The 22,411-nt window shown below is 31.8% G+C and carries 20 protein-coding genes; 16 read left to right on the top strand and 4 right to left on the bottom strand.

Annotated elements, in window-relative coordinates; translation table 11 throughout:
* The first annotated feature begins 101 nt into the window (after positions 1-101).
* From rlmD to R9X47_RS06285, 3 genes are all read left to right on the top strand, one after another.
* Positions 102-1,481, top strand: coding sequence for a 23S rRNA (uracil(1939)-C(5))-methyltransferase RlmD (rlmD, locus tag R9X47_RS06295; RefSeq protein ID WP_432665888.1), 1,380 nt, complete (start codon positions 102-104; stop codon positions 1,479-1,481).
* Between the two features lie 505 nt (positions 1,482-1,986).
* Positions 1,987-2,463: a pyridoxamine 5'-phosphate oxidase family protein gene (locus R9X47_RS06290; RefSeq protein WP_432665887.1), complete on the top strand. Its 477-nt coding sequence runs from the start codon at positions 1,987-1,989 to the stop codon at positions 2,461-2,463.
* A 127-nt stretch (positions 2,464-2,590) separates the two neighbouring features.
* Complete coding sequence (locus R9X47_RS06285) at positions 2,591-3,754, top strand: hypothetical protein (protein WP_432665886.1); 1,164 nt, start codon at positions 2,591-2,593, stop codon at positions 3,752-3,754.
* Between the two features lie 197 nt (positions 3,755-3,951).
* Here R9X47_RS06285 and R9X47_RS06280 read toward each other — a convergent pair whose 3' ends face one another.
* The gene (locus R9X47_RS06280) at positions 3,952-4,887 is read right to left on the bottom strand and encodes an alpha/beta hydrolase (RefSeq protein WP_432665885.1); all 936 of its coding nucleotides are present in this window, start codon (positions 4,885-4,887) and stop codon (positions 3,952-3,954) included.
* A gap of 345 nt (positions 4,888-5,232) precedes the next feature.
* Here R9X47_RS06280 and R9X47_RS06275 point away from each other — a divergent pair, with 345 nt between their 5' ends.
* Positions 5,233-5,700: a hypothetical protein gene (locus R9X47_RS06275; protein WP_432665884.1), complete on the top strand. Its 468-nt coding sequence runs from the start codon at positions 5,233-5,235 to the stop codon at positions 5,698-5,700.
* 448 nt (positions 5,701-6,148) lie between these two features.
* On the opposite strand, the gene R9X47_RS06270 is transcribed toward R9X47_RS06275, so the two are convergent.
* Positions 6,149-6,568: a pyridoxamine 5'-phosphate oxidase family protein gene (locus R9X47_RS06270; protein WP_432665883.1), complete on the bottom strand. Its 420-nt coding sequence runs from the start codon at positions 6,566-6,568 to the stop codon at positions 6,149-6,151.
* A gap of 97 nt (positions 6,569-6,665) precedes the next feature.
* Here R9X47_RS06270 and R9X47_RS06265 point away from each other — a divergent pair, with 97 nt between their 5' ends.
* Together R9X47_RS06265 and R9X47_RS06260 are read left to right on the top strand one after the other, a co-directional pair.
* On the top strand, positions 6,666-7,607 hold the full coding sequence (locus R9X47_RS06265; protein WP_432665882.1) for a helix-turn-helix transcriptional regulator: 942 nt from the start codon (positions 6,666-6,668) through the stop codon (positions 7,605-7,607).
* A 599-nt stretch (positions 7,608-8,206) separates the two neighbouring features.
* On the top strand, positions 8,207-9,010 hold the full coding sequence (locus R9X47_RS06260) for a class I SAM-dependent methyltransferase (protein WP_432665880.1): 804 nt from the start codon (positions 8,207-8,209) through the stop codon (positions 9,008-9,010).
* A gap of 124 nt (positions 9,011-9,134) precedes the next feature.
* Here R9X47_RS06260 and R9X47_RS06255 read toward each other — a convergent pair whose 3' ends face one another.
* On the bottom strand, positions 9,135-9,374 hold the full coding sequence (locus tag R9X47_RS06255) for a hypothetical protein (protein ID WP_432665879.1): 240 nt from the start codon (positions 9,372-9,374) through the stop codon (positions 9,135-9,137).
* A gap of 304 nt (positions 9,375-9,678) precedes the next feature.
* On the opposite strand from R9X47_RS06255, the gene R9X47_RS06250 reads away from it, so the two are divergent.
* The 5 genes from R9X47_RS06250 to R9X47_RS06230 all read left to right on the top strand — a co-directional run bounded on the left by R9X47_RS06250 (position 9,679) and on the right by R9X47_RS06230 (position 15,606).
* Complete coding sequence (locus R9X47_RS06250; RefSeq protein ID WP_432665878.1) at positions 9,679-10,545, top strand: CAP domain-containing protein; 867 nt, start codon at positions 9,679-9,681, stop codon at positions 10,543-10,545.
* A 92-nt stretch (positions 10,546-10,637) separates the two neighbouring features.
* Positions 10,638-12,185, top strand: coding sequence for a carbohydrate-binding protein (locus R9X47_RS06245; protein ID WP_432665877.1), 1,548 nt, complete (start codon positions 10,638-10,640; stop codon positions 12,183-12,185).
* A gap of 446 nt (positions 12,186-12,631) precedes the next feature.
* On the top strand, positions 12,632-13,297 hold the full coding sequence (locus R9X47_RS06240; protein WP_432665876.1) for a response regulator transcription factor: 666 nt from the start codon (positions 12,632-12,634) through the stop codon (positions 13,295-13,297).
* Positions 13,294-14,703, top strand: a complete 1,410-nt coding sequence (locus R9X47_RS06235) for a sensor histidine kinase (RefSeq protein ID WP_432665875.1) — start codon at positions 13,294-13,296, stop codon at positions 14,701-14,703. Before R9X47_RS06240 ends, R9X47_RS06235 begins: the two co-directional genes overlap by 4 nt.
* A 72-nt stretch (positions 14,704-14,775) precedes the next feature.
* Positions 14,776-15,606: a sugar nucleotide-binding protein gene (locus R9X47_RS06230; RefSeq protein ID WP_432665874.1), complete on the top strand. Its 831-nt coding sequence runs from the start codon at positions 14,776-14,778 to the stop codon at positions 15,604-15,606.
* A 230-nt stretch (positions 15,607-15,836) separates the two neighbouring features.
* Here the strand turns inward: R9X47_RS06230 and R9X47_RS06225 are convergent, their stop codons facing one another.
* On the bottom strand, positions 15,837-16,748 hold the full coding sequence (locus tag R9X47_RS06225; protein ID WP_432665873.1) for a radical SAM protein: 912 nt from the start codon (positions 16,746-16,748) through the stop codon (positions 15,837-15,839).
* Between the two features lie 243 nt (positions 16,749-16,991).
* Between R9X47_RS06225 and R9X47_RS06220 the strand changes: the two genes are divergently transcribed.
* From R9X47_RS06220 to R9X47_RS06200, 5 genes are read left to right on the top strand one after another with little or no spacing between them, the layout of a single operon-like run.
* The gene (locus R9X47_RS06220; protein WP_432665872.1) at positions 16,992-18,155 is read left to right on the top strand and encodes an ATP-grasp domain-containing protein; all 1,164 of its coding nucleotides are present in this window, start codon (positions 16,992-16,994) and stop codon (positions 18,153-18,155) included.
* Positions 18,156-18,157: 2 nt separating this feature from the next.
* Entirely contained in the window at positions 18,158-19,294 is a 1,137-nt protein-coding gene (locus R9X47_RS06215) for a hypothetical protein (RefSeq protein ID WP_432665871.1), read from the top strand.
* Between the two features lie 11 nt (positions 19,295-19,305).
* On the top strand, positions 19,306-20,307 hold the full coding sequence (locus R9X47_RS06210) for an NAD-dependent epimerase/dehydratase family protein (RefSeq protein ID WP_432665870.1): 1,002 nt from the start codon (positions 19,306-19,308) through the stop codon (positions 20,305-20,307).
* A complete protein-coding gene (locus R9X47_RS06205; protein ID WP_432665869.1) occupies positions 20,273-21,067 on the top strand; it encodes an MBL fold metallo-hydrolase in 795 nt (264 codons plus the stop codon). The genes R9X47_RS06210 and R9X47_RS06205 overlap by 35 nt, the downstream gene beginning before the upstream one ends.
* Positions 21,060-22,409, top strand: coding sequence for a F390 synthetase-related protein (locus R9X47_RS06200; RefSeq protein WP_432665868.1), 1,350 nt, complete (start codon positions 21,060-21,062; stop codon positions 22,407-22,409). Before R9X47_RS06205 ends, R9X47_RS06200 begins: the two co-directional genes overlap by 8 nt.
* Positions 22,410-22,411 lie beyond the last annotated feature (2 nt).

Genomic DNA, 22,411 nt, shown 5'->3' with positions numbered 1-22,411 from the left:
CAGAGCATTAAGAATACATATGAGTTAATAAAAAAAGAGTAATCTGAAAAGCATAAAGACAGATTTAAAATAATCATTAATCTTACTAGGAGGTAAAATATATGACTAATATACCTGTAGAAGAAGGAAAAAAATATACCATTGAGATAATCGATACTGGAGAAAGTGGAGAAGGAATTGGAAAAATAGATGGATTTACTGTTTTTGTCGATGGAGGAATACCCGAGGACAAAATAGAGATAAAGGCAACGAAGGTAAAGAAAAGCTATGCCCTTGGAAAAATTATTGAAATCAAAGAGAAATCTCCATATAGAGTTACTCCTGCATGTCCAGTTGCAGAGGAATGTGGGGGATGTCAAATACAGAATATTGACTATAGTAAGCAGCTCGAGATGAAGAGAAAAAAAGTTGAATCCAGTATTGAGAGAATAGGTAAATTAGAAGGAATTCTGGTACACGATACATTAGGTATGGATACACCATTCAATTATAGAAACAAGGCCCAATTTCCTATAGGTAAAGAAAAAGGAAAAGCCCTAATAGGATTTTATAAAAAGGGTACCCACAATATTGTGGACATTGATGGTTGTAAAATCCAGCATGATATAAACAATAGAATTATAAGAATTTTCAAAGCCTTTATTGACAATAACAAAATATCTATTTATGATGAAAAAACTGGAAATGGTCTTTTAAGACATATACTGACGAGAGTTTCCTATACTTCTGATGATTTGATGGTTGTAGTCATTACAAATGGAACAAAGCTTCCGTTTAAGGATGAAATAATTAACGAGCTGACAAAAGAAATTCCTCAAATAAAAAGCATAGTACAGAATATAAATACAAAGAAAACCAATGTAATCCTGGGGCGTGAATGTAAGACACTATACGGTCAAGATAAGATTGTGGATTACATAGGTGATCTAAAGTTTGAAATCTCACCACTATCCTTTTTCCAGGTTAACTCATTTCAAACTAAAGTACTATACGATAAGACATTAGAATATGCTGGTCTAAGTGGAAATGAAACTGTGTTTGACATATACTGTGGAATAGGAAGCATATCGCTGTTTTTAGCACAAAAGGCAAAAAAAGTTTATGGTATCGAAGTAATCGATGCAGCAATAAAGGATGCCAAGAAAAATTCAGAGCTTAATAGCATGGATAACACAGAGTTTTTTGTAGGGAAAGCCGAAGAGGTGGTACCAAAGCTATACAAGGAGGGCTTAAAAGCCGATGTAGTAGTTGTTGATCCACCAAGAAAGGGCTGTGATAGGGTAGTCTTGGAAACCATAGCCATGATGGAGCCTGAAAGGGTAGTTTATGTATCCTGCAAACCAAGTACTTTGGCAAGGGATCTAAAAATATTAGATGAATTAGGGTATAAGACGGAAGAGATACAGCCTGTTGATATGTTTCCGCATACTACTCATGTGGAGACTATTGTACGAATACAAAGGAAAGAATCTGAGAAATAGCAGTATTTACAAGGTCTACGAAGGATTTTGAATTCATAAAGAATGGGCATGGTTTTAGGAATAAAATGCCCGTTGGAGAGTTTGAAATTTTCATTGCAGTGAGCACTTAACTAAATATGAACATGTCAACGGACAGTACCTTTGATTTAGAGGACTTTGTGAGAGAAAGCAAAAGAGATAGGATTGGATTAAAAATCAGATACCTATCTCTTTTGTTTTTGCAGAAAAATCACCGAATTTTAAAATATATGGCTTACAACATGTTGATTGTAGATTGTGATAATCAAGCAAATTTAACAGATTGTTTTGGAATTGAAAGTCCTGATAAGTTGGACGTGCCCCTTTTTACCTCATGCTGTCCTGTTCCGAGGTGGAGAAGAGGGTGTTATTCGTGAAAAACTAATAGAAGGCAACCATATCAAACTTTATCGTCGTTGACAATATAGTGCGAATGCGCTAGGATGTAAAATAAAGGAATAAACAATAATATTGGAGGAGTTTAAAAATGAGCAAATACGAAGATGCAATCAAACTAATGGAAGAGCGTTGCGGAAACGGTAAAGAAGTAATTATTGCCCTTGCGACAATATCATTATCTGCGAACGCTGCCGGTAATCCCCGTCCTGCCGTCCGCATGGTTTGTGCTTATTATGAAGACGGTGTTTTTTATGTTTCCACGGACGCAAGAAAAAACAAAACCTTGCAAATTGAAAAGAACAACGAAATTTCCGTCTGCGGGTTGGATGATTATGCTTTACAGGGCATGGCTGAAAATCTCGGTTGGGTCAAGGACGAGAAGAATGCGAAAATCAGAGCTAAGTTCAAAAAAATCTTCGACTGGTTCGATGAGGTTGGCGACGAGGACAATCCGAACTCAATCGTTCTGCGTATAACCCTCACAGAAGGTACCATTATTGACAATGAAAAAAAATACGGTGAACAGAAGTATGAAATTGATTTTATTAATAAAGTGGTAAAATAAAGGGTTTGCAGCTTGAATTATTAAGCCATAAACTTACTATACAAGGAGAAGAATGAAAGAATTTAATATCGGCGAGGCAATGCCATTCGGTGATTATTACTGACGTATACTAAAAGGAGAATTTTTTATGCAAAAAACAATGGGGGACATGGCAAAATTCTTGAAACAACTAATACCAGTGAATATTCCTGAACGATATACAATCAATTCTATGTTTAGAAACATTTCAGACGAAGAGGACATACGAAACGGCGTCCTTGCTTTCAGAGATTTCCTATATCGATTTTACGATTGTTTAATAGCTGACAACAGTTTATGTGACGTACCTAAAAAAGGCAAGAAAAAGTTTTCAGACGAAACAACTTTGACGGTAGAGTTTCCATTCTTAAACAACATTAAGAGCATATTAATAAACATAGGTCAGCATGGGATATTATCCGAGAAAGGTGATTCACTGTTGGTTAATGGTTGGGAAAAACTTAGTCTCAAAAGATCTCTTAATAAAAATTCAACTGCAAAAATTTCTGTTCCGCAAATGATTAAAAGCATGCGATTTCTGACTGAATGCGGTATTAATTTTCATGGTATTGACTTGAGTATGAAAAAACCTGATATATCAAAAATTGAAGCAGTAGAAATTACATATCCAGATTATCCGATTATGCTAACGGGTTGGAAGACTTTGGGGATTGCCCAGAATGAACTATCATCCCGTAAAAATGACGATATTTTACTCCGATGCGATTACAGGGCGCTGAAAAACGAGGATACGGAAGTCGCCTCTATTTTGAAAGACTTTGTCTATCCGTTGTCTGCTCCTTTGCAAGAACTCGTTTTAAAATTACATCAACGTTATCTGGATTCGGGAATGAAATGCAATGTAGAGTTAGGGATGTTCTGTGTTCATTTTATCTACTTGTATAAAGGCAAAGCAATATGGAGGTTTTCGACATCTTTGCATAACGGTTACTGTATCATCCTTAAAACAAAAAATACCTTAAAATATGCTGATGTGATCGAGAAATTCCCGGAGTTTTTACAGGAAAAGATCTCTAAAGGATATGGATGTGATAGAAAAAAGGGCAGCGGTCACGGCAATTGCCAAAAAGGTTGTGAAGGGTTTCGTTTTTCTTTGAATGAATCATTACTTGATATAAGTCAGGAATTAGAAATATGGCTAGATAGCGAGCTGGCAAGCATGCAAAAAAAAGAAGAATGGTCAGAAACAAAGATAGTGTCAAAAATAAAAAATGATGCCGTAGCAATTAATGAGGAAGGAATGTGTCAATAACTCCGTCCCCATGGCATTTAAATAAAATGGCACAAGGAACTAAACGGAAAAATATAAAAATAGGTGTACTAGTTAATTTATAAGAGTCTCAAAATATTCTGTAAAGAAAACTCCCGGTAGATTCCTACCGGGAGTTCTGAGATCAGAGTAGAACATGTAAAATATGTATTACCAGCTTACTGTACACTAACGAACAACTAATTTAGTATTTCATCTAAGAAATCATAAACTACATTTTTATATAAAATTATAGATCTTCTATGTCCTGAATGTTTTAAAATATGCATTTTTTTAATACCACTTTTTTTGTCATATAATTCTTGTGTCATTTCAAAAGGTATTACATCATCTTTTTTCCCATGAATGAACATAATAGGAGTTTGTACATTTCCTATGTAGTTAATTGGTGAAGCCTCACCAAACCAGAATCCAGAACGGATACGTGTTACTATGTTACCATAAGTCAAGATAAAAGAATATTCAAGATTACTGTACTCTTCATTTTCGTAAACAAATTCATTTTGATATACAAATTTGCCCCTTAAGTCAGACCATGAAGAATCTATTATATAAAAAGAGATGTTATTATCCTTATTATATACTCCTGCATGTAGTAAGGCTGCTGCTGCACCTCTTGAATATCCGTGAATTCCCAGTATGCCATCTGGATATTTCTTCTTTATGTGTTTGACTACCAATTCAAGATCATCTTTTTCGTAGTAACCAAAAGTTGAGTTTCTTCCACCGCTTTCACCATGACCTCTCATATCATACAAAACTACATTAAAACCTTTTTCTATATATACATCAGCAACGTTTGTCATTGAACGTTTACCACCAGTATATCCATGATTTATAATAATAGTATCATTAGATGGTGAAGGGTTTTTTACTAATATTCCTTTTAAATTGTATCCATGCTTTGATTCTACATTAATATCTTCCATCTCTAAAACTTTATAATATTGTGAAACATATGAGTCTTTTTCCATGTCTATAGATGGATTGATCATTTCATTATAAAACTTATTGCCCAAATTAAATCCAATAAAGTTAAATAAAATAAATACTGTAACTAGAGAAATGACTATTATTCTTTTCCTTAATGATTTAGATTTTGCCTTTATACTCACTAGATATCCCCCTTTTATTAATAAATAATAAAATGTTTCTTATATATAAACCACATGTCTTAGGTTATGAGTTTGACTTTGAAAGACACATGAAGTACATAATTTACACTAAATGAAATTTATAGGAATTAATGAAAATATTACTATAATAATAGTATCATTAATTTTAAACTCTTAAATGTTAAAAAAATGTAACAAATATATGTTTGTGATATTAGCCATTGGATATACATATACCAGGTGTTAACGTTATGAAAACAGAGGGTCACAGGCTAAATTATATAGAACTACTTTGACCTGACTATCGGTTTATAGTTTAAACTTGAGTTAGAAGGAGTGATAAATATGTTGAAAAGCAGAAGATTGGAAAGAAATTATAAACAAACATTACATGGGAAGAAAGAAGAGATTTTCAAGTTACTATGTCCTGTACGTGAAAAAGAATGGTTACAAGGTTGGGATTATACAATGATTTATTCAGAGAGTGGATTAGCTGAAAAAGGTTGTGTTTTTGAGACGGATAATGATTTTGGAAGCTATCAGTGGATTATGACGAAGTATGATGATGGTGACTATGGTATCCAGTTCGTAAAGTTCATTCAAAGTAAGTTGATTGTAGTAATTGATATTCAACTAACGGATGGGAAAGGTGATATTGTTTACTGTGAGATCAAGTATACATTTACGGCAATTAATGATGATATTATTGAACAAATGCATGAGGAAAACACCATTGACGTATTTAACGGACATATGAAACTGTGGGAAGATTCGATAAATCACTTTTTGAAGACGGGAGAGATGTTACAATAGATGTGAATAGTTGTTTTAAATACTATTTATAGAGGCATATATTTAACAGCAATCGCAATGTATTTTAAATATATCAGTTACCATTATAGCAGGGATATATCCTAACTTACCAATTATAAAGGCAAATGCAAAATCACTACTCCACTCAGGCAGAAGACCGCAGCAAAGACTATAATTCCTATTGGAGCATACAACAGAAATGTAGTAAATAAAACTGTTTCAGCATTACCCCCTAAGGGAATAATAGTACTAAATAGATATTGTATACCGCCACTTATTAAAAGGAAGAGGGCAGTAGTAATTAATACAGTCCATTCTATATATGTCAAGATAGGGCTGAATACTTACCTGCGAAATTTTGAGCGGTGCGTAATCATGATAATAGCAGTAGTCTTGATATATATCAAGACTACTGCTATTATAAATTATTTTTTTATAACTAAAGATATTATCTTAAGGATATAATTTCAATATTTTCAAAGTCTAATATTACTTTGGCAGTATCAAATTTAATCTCAAATAATACAAGATATTGTCCTGCTTGTTCAATTATTTCTTTGTAATCAGGGATTTTCTTTGTAAAACGATCTGCAACATCATAAATGGTTAAATTGCTTTTTTCGATGAAACCTTTAGCTTTTATATGTTCACTTCCTTCATTGGGAATAGTTGTAAAAGCGACATTGTTATTTATCTTAAACTCTTTTACCTTTTCATTGTTTTCGAAGGATGTAAAAAACAGAGAATTAGTTAATTCATTAAAATAGAAATTTACTATCCTGACATTAGGTACCTCATTAACGCTTGTTGCTAAAGCTATCATTGTTTGGGTGGACATTATTCTTTTAAATTCTTTCTCTGTGTTCATGTTTAAATCTCCTTTCCATCATTTTGTATTTATAGTATACTATTAAAAGGTATCAATTTACGACACCTTTTAATGAATGGCTGAAAGGAATATGGCGATGCGTAAATCAGAACGAATAAATGATATGATGATATATCTAAACGATAAAAACTTTTTCAATCTAAAAGACATTATGAGTAAATATGGAATTTCCAAAAGTACAGCATTAAGGGATATACAATCTCTTGAAATGATTGGGATGCCGATCTATTCCCAGCCCGGTAGAAATGGATATTACGGTATTTTGCAAAATCGTTTATTATCTCCCATTATATTTACGGTGGATGAGGTATACGCTTTGTATTTTTCTATGCTCACACTAAACGCTTATGAAACAACACCTTTTCATTTAAATGTAGAAAACTTAAAACAGAAATTTGAGCTATGCCTTTCAAAGGAACAAATAAACCGTATTCATGGAATGGAAGAAATATTTAGTTTAGGATATTCCCAACATTATAATAGCAGTCCATTTTTAAAAGATATTTTACAAATGGCTATTGAAGAAAAGGTGTGTAAAATAACATATAATAAAAAAGACATAGAGAAACTGTATTATGTACAATTTTTTGATATTTCCTCTGCATATGGTCAGTGGTATTCAACTGCATTTAATCATGAAACAAAAACAGTGCAAGTATTTCGTTGCGATAAGGTCTTATCTCTGACATTGGATACCAAGTATGAAGCTAAATCTGTAAATGAATTAAAGAAAAAATCATTTAGTATCTTTAGGAAAGAAAATGCCACGGATTTTGAAATTGGTATACTACCTAAAGGCGTTGACTTGTTTTATAAAGAACACTATCCATCTATGCAACTTTACTTTGAAAAAGAGCAATATTTTATAAGAGGCTTTTATAACAAAGGAGAAGAAAACTTTATTGCCAATTATCTAATTAACTATACTGATAATATAATTTCAATAAAACCTATAGCTCTAAAAAATATTATTAAAGAAAAACTATCTGAATTAAAAGAATATTATGAGAAATTTTGATAATATATATTATGAAAATCATCCAGATAAAACAATGTCAGCTTGTTTTACCTAAGTTTTCAAAAATAATATATATGGTCTACTGAATGACTTAGTAATGGATTAAGAATGATTAGATAAAATAGGGTATAGAAATGAAAAATAGGTTTTGATTATGTAATTATAATTCAAGAAAAGCAATGAATGCAAAGTTTAAGAGATCATTGCTAATAAATGGAGTATACAGTAGAATTGACTTAATATTTAAAATATGTTATTTTATTGTTGTAATGTAAGCAATAACAATAACAAAATTTATAAGATAAGGTGGAATGACATCCGGCCACTTAGTGTTATATTAGTTCAAATAGCATAAGTAGCTTGGAGAATACTACAAATTCGTTAACTGAATAATTAGGAAGAACTGTTTTAAAGTAAACAGTTTATTAAGTATTCCTAATTTATCAGTTAGTGATCTTGTATATTCTCTAGGGCTACTTTTTTCTTTTGCCGTAGAGTATTGATTACTTTACGGTTATTTTGTTTATTTGAGGTTATTGTTATTGCGGTGAAATTAATGTGAGTTTAAGAGATAGAAGATATATAAGAGGATGGTAGAAATGAAAAATATAAATTTAGAAGCAGATGAATTGAAAAATATCTTTTCATCAATTGGGCTATCCAATAAGAATGGTGAAAATTACAAAGAAAGATTAAAAAAGCATAAGCAGATATATGATTTTTTATTGCATTTAAATAAAGCTGTAAACAGGTTATCTCGAAAGAGAGAGATTATATTAGTAGATTGTGCATGTGGAAAAAGCTATTTATCCTTTGTTGCTAACTACTATTTTAGCAATATTGAAAAGAGGAAGGTTAAGTTTATTTGTATTGATTATAATGAACATGTTATAACCGCTTCAAAAGCAGCTGCTAATGAGCTTGAACTTAACAATATGGAATTTATATGCGATGACATTTTTAATGTGGATTTTCATGTGAAGCCAGATATCGTATATAGTCTGCATGCCTGTGATATGGCAACGGACATGTCAATAGCTAAGGGAATTTTAGAAGAGGCTAAGTATATAATGACAGTATCTTGCTGCCAACATACCGTTCGAAAGAAGATGAAGAAACATCCGCTAACGTCAATCACTAGACATGGAGTTTATAAAGAAAGGCTAGCCGATATGGTAGCTGATTCTATGAGGACATTATTGTTAGAAAGCAAGGGGTATATAGTGAAAGTATTCGATTATGTAGCCTCTAGTGAGACACCTAAAAATGTTATGGTGAGAGCGGTAAAAGGTGGAGCGTTAGGGAATAAGAAATATGAGAAATCCATAGAAGAGTATAAAAAGCTTCAAAATATGTTTAATGTACAGCCTAAATTAGGTGACTATATTAGAGAGAATCAATGAAATAGTTTACTATAAAAAAGATATTCATTGGAATAATCAAGTAGCGAAGCATCCTGAGGCTGCGCTCATAAGAAACTTTATGAGACAGCTTCTTTAATTTTCTGAGATTTTTTAAATATCATATTTAGTTTGAGTATTCATTAAATAGAACTTCTAATTCTGTATAATCATAAATTTTTCCATTACTAATGAATTTTTCTATTTCAATAGAATCGTTTTCTATAAACTCTATTTCCCATCTTTGACCTGGAACTGCAACCTCAATCATTATACTCTCTGGTCTTATTTTATTCATACGATAGTATATTCTATTTTCATCTAACGAATTAAGAAAGTCATTTATTTTTTTCATATTATTTAACACTAATACCTCCATTTTGTATGCATTTGCATATTTACTATGAACATATTATTTCCATGTTTCCGTTGAATAAATAGAAAATTTTCTTTGGATATAATATTTAGATATTCAAATACTCATTAGCTTATTTGTAAAAAGATTTTCACACAATTTCCCATATTCTTATGATAATTCTTCCATAATTCCTATATATACTAAGGTCATAGTCGAAGCAACACTTTTAGCTAGACCATAGTTTATAAGTGATCAGATAGATGTATTACAAGAAATTAATGTTAAACAAACAATTATATGGAGGTTATAAGTTATGTTGAAGAAGAGATTAGTAACATTGGGATTAAGTACTGTGATATCGGCGAGTTTGTTAGTGCCTGTTAATGCATTAACGCCTACTAATACATGTCAAGCTAGGCAACAGGATATGAAACCTAGTTTAGAGAATTTTCAAGCAAACTACAAGAATAATACTTATAAAAAATATAAGACATATAGGAGATGTACGCCTTATAAAACATCCTTTACTAAAGAGGATATACTTGCAAGATTAAACGCTTGTCTAGATCAAATTGAAGAAGCCTATGAAAAAGGTATGATTAGTGAAGATAGATATGACAGGATAAAAGGGTACTTAGGCGAAAAAATAGAAAAAGTGGAAAACTGGGAAAAGGAAACAACAAAACCCGATACAGGAAATGAAACACCGGCACCTGAAACAGGAAACGAGACACCAAATCCTGATACAGGTACAGATACAGATACAAACAAACCTGATCAAACTACTAACCAAGGTATATCTGCTAAAGAACAACAAATGGTTAATTTGATTAATGAAGCCAGAAGACAAAATGGAGTCAAACCACTTATAGTGGATACTAAATTAACAGAGCTAGCAAGAATGAAATCAAAGGATATGATTGATAATAATTATTTCAGTCATAACTCTCCTACCTACGGTAGTCCATTTGATATGCTTAAGAACTTTGGAGTAAGCTATAGAAGTGCTGGAGAAAATATAGCAGGGAATCAAACGGTAGAAAGAGCCCATGAAAGTCTTATGAACTCACCAGGACATCGTAGAAATATACTTAGTCCAGACTATACACATATTGGTATAGGTATTCAAGAAGGTGGTAGATATGGTAGCATGTTTACTCAAATGTTCATAAAGAAGTAAGTAAAGGATTATAAAAAAAGAAGGGTTAGAAGAATTACATTGATATATATTACTAACTTTACTAAATTTGATTAACCAGTGGGGGAGTTACTATGCTAGAAAAAAGAAATAAGGTTAGAAAACTATTAATTACTACGATTGTATCTTCACTATCAATTACAGCTATGATCCAATTATCATATGCAAAAGAACTATCACAGTGGCAGTCAGACTCAGTTTATTGGGGTGGGGATGAAATTCAATATAATGGACAAGCCTATAGAGCAAAGTGGTGGACTAAAGGAGATATTCCAAATAAGGATGTTGTAAATGCATGGGATACGCCGTGGGAATTAAAGAGTACAAATAATAATGCCAGTAATCCAGGTGATAATAACAACACATCACAGCCAGAAAAACCAGATAATAATTCAAGCGTAGTTTATCCAGACTATTCAAATGTAGATGTAGGTCAAGGGATAAAATGGCCAGAGAGTGTCTTTGCACCCTTTGTGGATGCTACGGCTTGGCCCCCATTTCCTTTAGCCGAAAAAACTAAAGAGTTAAAGGTTCCTTACTATAACCTAGGCTTCATAGTATCTCAAAGTAAAGACGTCTGTAAGCCGACTTGGGGAACTTATTATTCAGCTGAGGAAGGTCCTTTAAATGAGGAAATTAAAAAGGTAAGAGCAATGGGCGGAGACGTTATGGTTTCATTTGGAGGTGCTGCTAATGTTCCTCTACATGTGTCAGCTCCAGATGTAGAATCTTTAAAGGAGCAATACAAACGGTTTATAAAGGCTTATGGTTTAACTAGAATTGATTTTGACATTGAGGGTACGTGGGTAAATGATATAGATTCATTAAAAAGAAATAGTAAAGCCTTAAGAACTCTTCAAGATGAACTGAAGTCTGAAAACTATGATCTAGAGATATGGTTTACATTGCCGGTTTTGCCATCTGGATTGACTAATGACGGAATAAATTTGATTAAGCTAGCCTTAGATGAAGATGTTGATATTGCCGGGGTTAATGTTATGACTATGGATTATGGGGACTCAGCTGCTCCAAATCCGAATAACCAAATGGGGGAATATGGAATAGAGGCTATTAGTAACCTTAAAAATCAATTAGAAAAGCTGTACAATGACTATAACACACCTAAAACAGATGATCAATTATGGGGCATGATTGGGACCACACCAATGATTGGTTTAAATGATGTTACAACTGAAACATTCAACCAGCAGGATGCTAGAGAAACATTAGAGTTTGCAAAGCGAAAGCAAGTTGGTATGATATCTATGTGGTCAATAAATAGAGATAAATCACCGAATGGAGCGTTAGGTTATGTAAGTACAAGTGCAAGTAGTATAATACAAGAAGAATACGAGTTCGCACAAATCTTTAATGCCTATAACGATATTAGTATATTAGATATATCTAATAATGGAAGTAGCGACGGTGAGAAAGAGGATGGAAATTCCGAAGAAAATCAAGGAGTTAGTGGCGATACTTGGGATTCAGCCTCTACATACACTCAAGGAAATAGGGTGACTTACAAAGGTCACATTTATGAAGCCAAGTGGTGGACTAGGGGAGATGATCCTAGTAAAGAAGTTAATAATGAATGGGAGACGCCTTGGAAATTAATTAAATAAGAAAAACAATTGAGGAAATAACTAAAAGAAGAAAGACTTTTAGGTACAGCTGTGCTTTAAATATAGATTTACTCTCCCTTGTGATTAAGACTAAAAAGTCATAAGGGAGGGGATTATTAAGGTCATTTACCGAAGAAAAATCTGACCAAAACAAGGGGTTTGATTCCTCTGAATTTTTAATTCTATTCTATCTCATACTCTGCTGAATTGGATAAAAAGGACAATTTCTTTCGAACGCAAAAAGGCTTCCCCCCTGATGCCTCGAATCAAATATCTATTAAAGAAAAATTAAGGCCAATTCAGCAGAGTATGAGTTATAATACATATAAGGGGCGACCATTTCAATATACATTTTTTTAATATTAGGAGATATACTACTTGTATATCTTCTTTATGTATTTTAATAAGTCCCTTCCTATGTAATAAAACTACTGAAAGGTGATACTATGTTCAATGTTTATTTAGTAGAAGACGAAAAGAATCTCAATGATATTTTAGTACTTTATTTGAAAAATGAAGGGTATGAAATAAAGAGCTTTACCAAGGGACTAGAGGCTGAGAAGTGTATAAAAGAAAATGTACATCTTTGGATTCTAGATATTATGCTGCCAGATATTGATGGGTATGAGCTTATCAAGAAGATCAAAGAGCATAATGAAAATATTCCAGTAATATTTATTTCTGCAAGAGATACGGATCTTGATATTATTACGGGACTACAAATGGGAAGTGATGATTATATATCCAAACCCTTCTTGCCAATGGAGTTAGTAATTCGCGTAAGAAAGCTCCTAAATAGAGTTTATGGAAGAGAAGATAAACAGTATATGTTGATTAATAATCAATATCGTATTGATTTTGATAAAAGGATGCTATTTGATGGAGACAGGGCAATAGAACTGACTTCAAGAGAGTTTGACTTTTTATGTACCATAATTAAGAATAAAAATAATGCAATGTCAAGAGAATATCTCCTTGATAGTATATGGGGAGAAAACTACTTTGGTAGTGACCGAGCTGTAGATGATTTGGTCAGAAGAGTAAGAAAAAAATTACCTAAATTAAGAATTGAAACCATCTATGGGTATGGATACAGGTGGTGCGAGGAATGAAAAGAGCATCTCTAGATTTTAAATTGATGCTAGCTTTTATTGGCGTCATCCTCTTTTTTTCAGTTATCAGCTATATGATTTTGATTGAAACCTTTCAAAAATACTATCATGAAGATATCTATAGGGTTTTAGAGGATAATGGAGATAGAGCAAAAACTATAACGGATATAGAGGAATTTGTAAAAAGTAGTGATGAAGATGATCGAAGTATTGAACGAATTTATTGGATCAAAGTTAATGGTTTACTAACACGAAAGGTGAATAGGTTTACTAGTAATTTAACAGAGGATATTATCTATGAAATAGAAAGCAATATATTAAAGCAAACAGATTTTTCTAGAAGATATAGTTTAAATGTAGAGGGGAGAAAATTATTTTATATTATAACAAAATTTGATACAGATAATACAGTAAAATCAATGGAAAATTTAGCTCTTAGTGATCAATGGAATGTCGTTATTCAAGAAAAGACTGTAAATAATAACGCAGTGTATAGAGCTACTCTAAGATGGGAGCCCCTTGACAATTCACTTAAAGAGCAATTATATATTCAATTGATTATAGTATTATTACTTACTTTGTTAGCGATGCTGATAGGTTTCTTCTTCTTATCAAGTTATATAACAAGACCAATAAAGCAATTGGCTCGTTCAGTCAAGCGTATATCGGCTCGAAAATTCGATACCCCTATAACCATTAATCGAAATGACGAGATAGGTTTTTTAGCCAATACAGTGGAGGAAATGAGAAAAGAACTTCTTAGTTATGATGAGCAGCAGAAATTAAAGATGCATTCAATATCACATGAGTTGAAAACGCCTATTATGATTATACAGAGTTACGTCGATGGCTTAAAAAGGGGCTTATATCCAGATGGGACACCGGAATCTTCATATGAGGTTATTGATGAAGAATGTAAACGACTGCAAAAATTAGTATCTAACTTATTATACATTCAACGATTAGATTATTTTAACAGTGAATTTAAACATAAAGAGAAGGTGAATGTAAGAGAGCTTATTAAAGAAGTCCTTGATAGTCTCACCTTAAAGCTTAACAATATAAATACTGAGTTACATCTAAGTAAAGTATTTATACTTGCTGATTATAGTCAGATGAAAATTATTATAGAAAACATATTAAGTAATCAAATAAGATATGCACAATCCCTAATCCGAATCTCTCTGAAAAAACATAAGAGCAAAGTAACTTTAGAATTCTATAATGACGGAAAACCTCTTGAAGATGAAAACAACATTTTTAATATATTTAAAAAGGGTGAGGAGGGGCAAAGTGGCCTAGGTTTATATATTGTAAAGAGACTAGTTGATATGAATGGCGGACGTATCAATGCTTATAATGAAGAGGTTGGTGTTATATTTAAAATAGAGTGGGATTTGAAATAAATAATGCAGTATTATAGAAAAGAAAGCACTGTAATGTTGTATCTAAAAATAAGCTATAGGGGGATAATTTTTATGCATAGGGTTTTAGTGTTGGGAGGGAGCGGCCTTGTAGGAAAGGCAATAATTAGTGAGATGAATAAATGTGATGAATTTCAGATTTATGGAACATACTACAAAACTCCTATTTCCTTGAGTCAAAATAGAAGCTTTAAACTAGATATTGAAGACTTAGATAATATAAATAGTATATTAGCCAATTCGAAGCCTCAAAGTGTAGTGTCTTGCTTGAGAGGGGATTATGATAAGCAGTTAGTTCTACACATAAAAATTGCTGAATATCTTAAAAAAAATAATGGGATATTATACTTCTGCTCAACTGCAAATGTTTTTGATAACAACTTAAGTAAAGCCTATTATGAAGATGATTTAGTAAGTTCTCGTACTGAATATGGACAATACAAAATTAAATGCGAAAAGAGAGTTATAGAAATATTAAATGATAATGCTTGTATATTAAGACTTCCTCAAGTTTGGGGAAAAGATTCTCCAAGAATGAAAGATCTATTAAAGTCACTGAACAATAAGGAAAAAATAGTCGTTTATCCAAATTTACTTTTCAATACTATTACGGATATAGTTTTAGCAAAGAGTGTATTATATATAATAAAAAACAGATTAAAGGGAATTTTTCATCTGGCAACACAAGATGTAATTAACCATAAAGATTTTTATAATGAATTATTAATGGGTCTGGGTTTTAGTAGTGCAGATATTGAAGAGAATCTTGAAACAGAAGGGGTCTTCGCACTCTTATCAAAGAGAGACAATGAATTACCTGAAGAACTAGGATTAACGAATAGATCTGTAATTAATCATTTGGTTAGTACTCTGAATATGGAGTAATGATTGGGTCGATTTACCATTCTAAAATCTCTAAAAACATCTCTACCTTAAAACTAATTATAGAACTAACATGGTTTTAGTATGTTCCCTCAGATTAATTATTCTGAGGGAATTTTCTATATCAGATAGGAAATTACGAACTCATTTAAATTGTGCCAAATGTAGATTTTTATATACTTCCAAAAGTCAACCTGAAGAATAGTCATAACATTCTTTGTGCTACCAATTAATCAGATACTAGATTTATATCTTTTTAATCCTGCCATCTTAGCGGAATTTATTGCTATTTCATACTCTTCTCTGGATATTCGTCTACTCAGTTCTTCAAACTTGTAGGCTCTATGGGCAGGATAGTATTGAGCCATAATGTTTACATAGGTATTAGTAGATATTTCATCGGCTATAAAGTGCATTATTTTCTCTGTGCCAGCTAAGTTCTGTGGAAGTACTAGATGTCTAATAAGAAGTCCTTTATAAGCGATATTTCTATCATCAGTTTTTAAATCCTTAACTTGCTTATGCATTTCCTTTACAGCATTTTTAGCAATTGTAGAGTAGCTTTTTACCCTTAAGTACTTCAAAGCAGTATCATCATCAGAAAATTTAATGTCAGGCATATAAATATCTATGATACCATTTAAAAGCTTAAGAGTATCGGTTAGATCATAACCACCTGTATTATATATAATCGGTACATTTAGTCCTTTTTTAGCTGCTATAAATATAGCCTCTACTATCTGAGGGACTATATGGCTTGGCGAAACAAGGTTAATATTATGACAGCCTTTACGTTGTAAGGAAAGCATCATTTCTGCTAGTTGTCTTATAGTTATTGACGTACCTTCTCCACAGTGGCTTGTTTCATAATTCTGACAAAAAACACAGCTTAAGTTGCAATGTGAAAAAAATATTGTACCGGATCCATATGATCCTACCAACTCTTCTTCTTCGCCAAAGTGTGGCTGAACTCCAGATACAATGCAATTATCTAAGGTTTTACAATAACCCATTTCTCCATTTAATCTGTTTACACTACATTGATGAGGACAAAGAACGCAATCCTTGAGCATTTCTTTTAGAGTTTTGACTATATTCTCTAATTCACCATTTGCTAATAAGTTCAAGTAACCAGGTTTATACATATGTTTCATCCTTTGCTTTAGTAAGTTATTAATTATTATTTTCTATTTTGTGAAGAAATAATCTGGGTTAAAGTTATCTAGGCCTATTAAGGACTATGAAATTAGAAAACCTAGGGGCATTAAAAGCAGGAATAGCAGAGGTTTTTGGCGAATATCAAGGAAAGATAAATAATTTTCTAGAATATTGTAGATAGAGCAAAGTTATAAAGCTATAAATTGATAAAATTGGTAGAGGTTTTTACAATGAACAAAACACTTAAAAATATGAGAGTACTCGTGACAGGCGGTAGAGCACCTGCTACACTGCACTTGATTAGACTGCTTAAAGACAATGAAAACTATGTAATATTAGCAGAAAGTTATAAGCTTGCATTATCACGAACATCTAATTGTATAAGCAAGTTTTATTATGTTTCTCAGCCGAGGTTTAAGACAAAAAAATATATCGAAGAACTGATTGATATTATTATTAGAGAACAAGTTGATATATTAATACCAACCTGCGAAGAGGTATTTTATATTTCAAAACACATTGAGAGATTAAAAAAATATTGCCACGTATTTACTATGGAGATTGAAACACTCAATAAACTGCATAACAAGTATTTGTTTTCAAAGTACTTAGAAGGGTTAGATATTGAAGGTATTAGAGTACCACGTACTAAGTCCTTTAGCTCAGTTGTTAAAATAGAGGATTACTTTAAAAGGAATATAGAAAGTACAGGATTAGTATGCAAACCTGAATATTCTAGATTTGGAAATGATACCTTGATATTTAAAAGAAGTGCTGAATTTAAGAAAAACATAAATGCTAGCGAAGTTAACAGATATATTGTGCAAGATTACATAGAAGGGAAAGAGGTATGTATATTTGCTATTTGCTTAAATGGCAAAATATTAGCATATTCAGCCTATGATACTGTTATAACTGCATCTGGTGCCAACATATTATTTAGGTATTATGAAAACAATTATGTGTATCAAAGGGTTGATAAACTGATAAAAAACCTCAATTTTACGGGAATGATATCATTTGATAGTATTCTAGATGAGAATAATGAGTTATATTTTATTGAATGTAACCCCCGACTAACATCAGGTATTCACTTGTTTACAGATGACGATGATATATTTAGTAATAGGGGTAGGTGTGAAGTTGTTTTTCCAAGCCCTCAAACCTGTACTTCACTTAAACTTGCTATTTTAAGTACATTGCTAAAAAGGCCAGTTCGAAAGATTAAGGCGTTATTTTCTTCGAAGGATGCAATATTTTCTAATAAGGATATAGTACCATACTTCTTTCAGTTAATTTCATTTACACACATGCTATATAAATCAATAAAACATAAGAAAAGCATTATAGATATCACAACGGAAGATATCGAATTTAATATGGAGAATTTATAACTATGAAAATTAATTTTTTTGATAAAACCAATATAGACAAAATAGAGTTCAATGATGCACTTGAGCAAACCTCTATAAGGGATTACTTTATGCCCTTAATTAAAGAAGGAACTAAAAAATATATAAGCAACGTTGAAACTGAAATCAATCTATTAAAGATCGATGATGAAATAATACCTCTTACAATTAATGAAAAGGAATATACTAATTCATATGTTGCATCTATATACACCCATTATATTTCCTATTTAGCTGAAGAGCTTAGGATTTTAAAAAGCAGACTCATATATTTATTAGCTGCTCCGCTGATTTATCTTGTTGGATTCTTCTTCAAGCTTCTTAAAGTTAATAAAATAGTCTGTGTCAATAATTGGCTAATTTCAACTAATTTGCATAGAAACATCTCAAAAGAAAAATTAAGTGCAATACATGATGGAATCCTAAGTAAGTATAATAAACATGCAATCATATATAGATCCTTAAATGAATTTACAAATATGGATATGATGAATTCCTTAGAAGGATTAGATTATATCAAAATTCCAAGCCGGCAGGTTTTTATATTAGATAGAAATAAAAAACTTAAGAGAAGACAGCGAGAACATCTACGGCGTGATTCTAAGATGATTAGTAAAAATGATCTTAAAATAGTGGATGCCAACTCAGAAAAGTTTGCCTCTAGATTTGTAGAACTTTATAACTCGTTATATTTAGATAAGTACTCGAAACTAAACCCGATGTATAGTATGGATTATTTCAAATTAGCTGCTAGAGATAAGTTCTATAACCTTAAGTTAATCATGTATAAGGATGAGATTAAAGCCTTTTATGGATATTTTAATAAAAACGGAGTCATGACGACACCTCTCTTTGGTTACGATACTTCATTAGCTAAAGAAGTTGGTTTATATAGGGTTTTAAGCTATTTACTGTACGAGGAATCAATTAAGTACAATTTTGCTTTTCACGAGAGTAGCGGTGTCGGAGATTTTAAAATAAATCGTGGAGCAGAGAAGTATATAGAGTATAGCTATGTGTATATCAAACACCTTCCACTATATAGAAGATTGCCATATCTGTTTTTAAGTAAACTACTAAATAGGTTTATACTACCCATATTTAAAAATAAAAACTTTTAGAAGGAGTCAATATGGAAAGGGTTTTAGTAACTGGAGGTACTGGTTTTTTAGGTAAATATGTCATCGAAGAGTTAGTAGGTAATGGATATAGCGTTGTAACTATTGGGAGAAATAGAGAAGAAGGAGATATATTAAATTCGGCAAAAGTTAAATTTATTAGATGTGATTTTACTAACTTAGAAGATTTGGAATCTGTTTTCAAGAAATATAAGTTTGATTATGTTGTACATGCAGGTGCTATGTCAACAGTCTGGGGAAGATGGAAGGAGTTTTATAAAGCAAATGTGTTAGGAACTGAGAATGTAGCTGCTTTGAGCTTGAAGTACAAAGTCCAGAGATTAATTTATATTTCATCACCCAGCATTTATACTGAAAAGTTTGATAGATTCAATATATTGGAGACGGACTACAGAAAAGATAACAAAGCTAATTATTATATAAGGACAAAAATTTTATCAGAAGAGGTTATAGGTCATTTTGCTAAAAAAGGTTTATATAACGTAATAATTAGACCAAGGGGACTATTTGGAATAGGTGACACTAGTGTAATACCGAGACTTTTAAAGGCTAATTACGAAAGGGGAATTCCACTTGTTGATGGTGGAAAAAACTATATCGATATTACATGTGTTGAAAATGTGGCCTATGCAATAAGGTTGTGTATTGAAAAGGATGATATAAATAACGAAGTATTTAATATAACCAATGGAGAGCCAGATAGATTTAAAAACATAATAGATAGTTTTTTCGAAAAGATGGGAGAGACTCCAAATTATATTAACCTAAGCTTTTATAAGCTATACTTTATTGCGTCGATTTTAGAACTTTTTTATAAATTATTTAGAATATATAAGGAGCCATTTGTTACAAAATATAGCGCTTGCATACTTGGCAAGAGCCAAACCATGAACATTGAAAAGGCAAGTACTGAATTAGGATATAAGCCAATTATGAGTATGGAAGAAGGAATCATAAAATATGTTAATGACAGACAAAAAAGTAGAGATGTTTAAAATATATAATTGCGGATACTGTGTAAATGACTTATCAAAGGCTTACAAAGGTGTGGTGTCCAAAAAAGAGAAATTTAATGCAACTTCAGTGATTATAAAACATAGAGAAGAAGGTTATGTCCTATTTGACACAGGCTATTCAAGGAGAGTTTTTGAAAAGGATCTCAAAATGTATTTATATAGATTTTTTAATCCCACCTTCTGTGAGATTGAAGATGAAATAAAAGCTCACCTTATTAGAGATGGTGTAGCCTTAGATGAAGTTAAAAATGTGGTTATCTCTCACCTGCATCCTGATCATATAGGAGGTCTTCATTTTTTTAAAAACTCAAGATTTATTATAAGTAAAGAAATAAATGAAAAGTACAAGAATAACAGGTTAAGAAATATAATATTTGACAAGCTTATTCCAGAGGCCTTCGAAGAGAATAAACATGTTATAAGAGATAAGAGTGATTGTTGGTTAAATGAATACTTCACAGAGGTCTATGATTTGTTTGGGGACAATAGTATTTTGTTGGTAAAACTAGATGGACATTCAAATGGACAACTGGGTCTTTATTTGTCAGAATATGAAACCTTCTTTGTTTCCGATGCTTTTTGGAAAGAGACGTTGGTAGATAAAAAGCTTACTTTTAAAGGAAGGTTAATCCAAGAAGATGCCAATGAGTTTATAAAGACAATAGACAAAATCAAGAGATTTAAAAGAGAAAAGAATGTAAAAATCATTTCAAGTCATGGAGGTGGTATAAATGATTGAAAAATTAATTATCGCCTTTTACTTCATTAGAACTCGCTTTGTATATAAGTTTAGAACTAGAAAAAAGATTGAGGATTATCAAAAAAGAGGTATAAAGAAACATATTGACTTTTTAAAGAGAAACTCAGAATTTTACAAAAAAGATGGCCTAGTCTCTTTACCAAATAAAAGTGGAGATTCTAAACCTTTAAATTTAAAAGAAAAGCCTATTGTAGATGGGCTTGAAAACTTTGTGATCATGAACAAAGAAAAAATGATGGATAACTTTGATAGACTAAGCACAGTAGGAATAAAAAAGGAAGAAGCCTTTTCCATAGCATTAAATGGCGAGCGCAGTAGAGATTTTAGAGACAAAATAAACTCTATTACTGTGGGTATGTCATCGGGTACATCTGGGAACAGAGGCTTGTTTATTGCATCAAAAAAAGAAAGGGCAATGTGGGCAGGATTTATTTTAGCAAAGGGACTACCAAAGGGAAGGATCTTTAATAGTAAAATTGCTTTCTTCCTAAGAGCAAATAGCAACCTTTACGAAACCATAAATAGTAATTTAATAAAGTTCAAGTACTTTGATATATATAGCAATATGAGTGAAAATATTGAAACTCTAGACAAATATAAACCTACAATTTTAGTTGCCCCGCCTTCTGTGCTTATTCAACTTGCCGATGCAGTGGGTGATAAACGATTGAATATTAATCCAGCAAAAATAATATCAGTTGCGGAGGTTCTAGAAGAAAAAGATGAGAAGTATATCAAGAAGGCATTTAATAAAGAGATTATACATCAGATATATCAATGTACAGAAGGATTACTAGCAATGACATGTGAATTTGGGAATTTACATGTTAATGAGGAGCTAGTTTATATTGAGAAAGAAATAATCGAAGGGAACAGATTTGTTCCTATAATTACTGATTACGTAAGAAGATCTCAGCCAATAGTGAGATATAGGTTAAATGACATTCTTATCGAAAGCAAGAGAAAGTGTAAATGTGGAAGCAGCTTCATGATTCTTGAGAAGATAGAAGGACGTGAAGACGATGTCTTTATTTGCAATTCTAAGGACAACTCTGATGAAGTAACAGTATTCTCAGATTTTATTAGAAGATGCTTTTTTCATGTAAACGAAGTAAGGAATTATAGAGTAGTGCAGGAAAAAAAGGAAGAAATAACAGTATATATAGATATGATGGAAGATAATTGTAAAGCCAAAATTGTTAAAGAGTTTGAAAAGCTTTCGAAAGACTTGAATTTCATTATGCCAACTATCAATTTTGAAAAGTATTCATTTGATAACAGCAGAAAATTAAAGAGAGTTGAGGGAAAGATAGGGGACTAGTT

It is taken from the genome of Wukongibacter baidiensis (assembly GCF_050888315.1).
GTDB lineage: Bacteria > Bacillota > Clostridia > Peptostreptococcales > Caminicellaceae > Wukongibacter > Wukongibacter baidiensis.
Note: the sequence above shows the minus strand (reverse complement) of the source record. Positions and strands in the feature narration are given on the sequence as shown.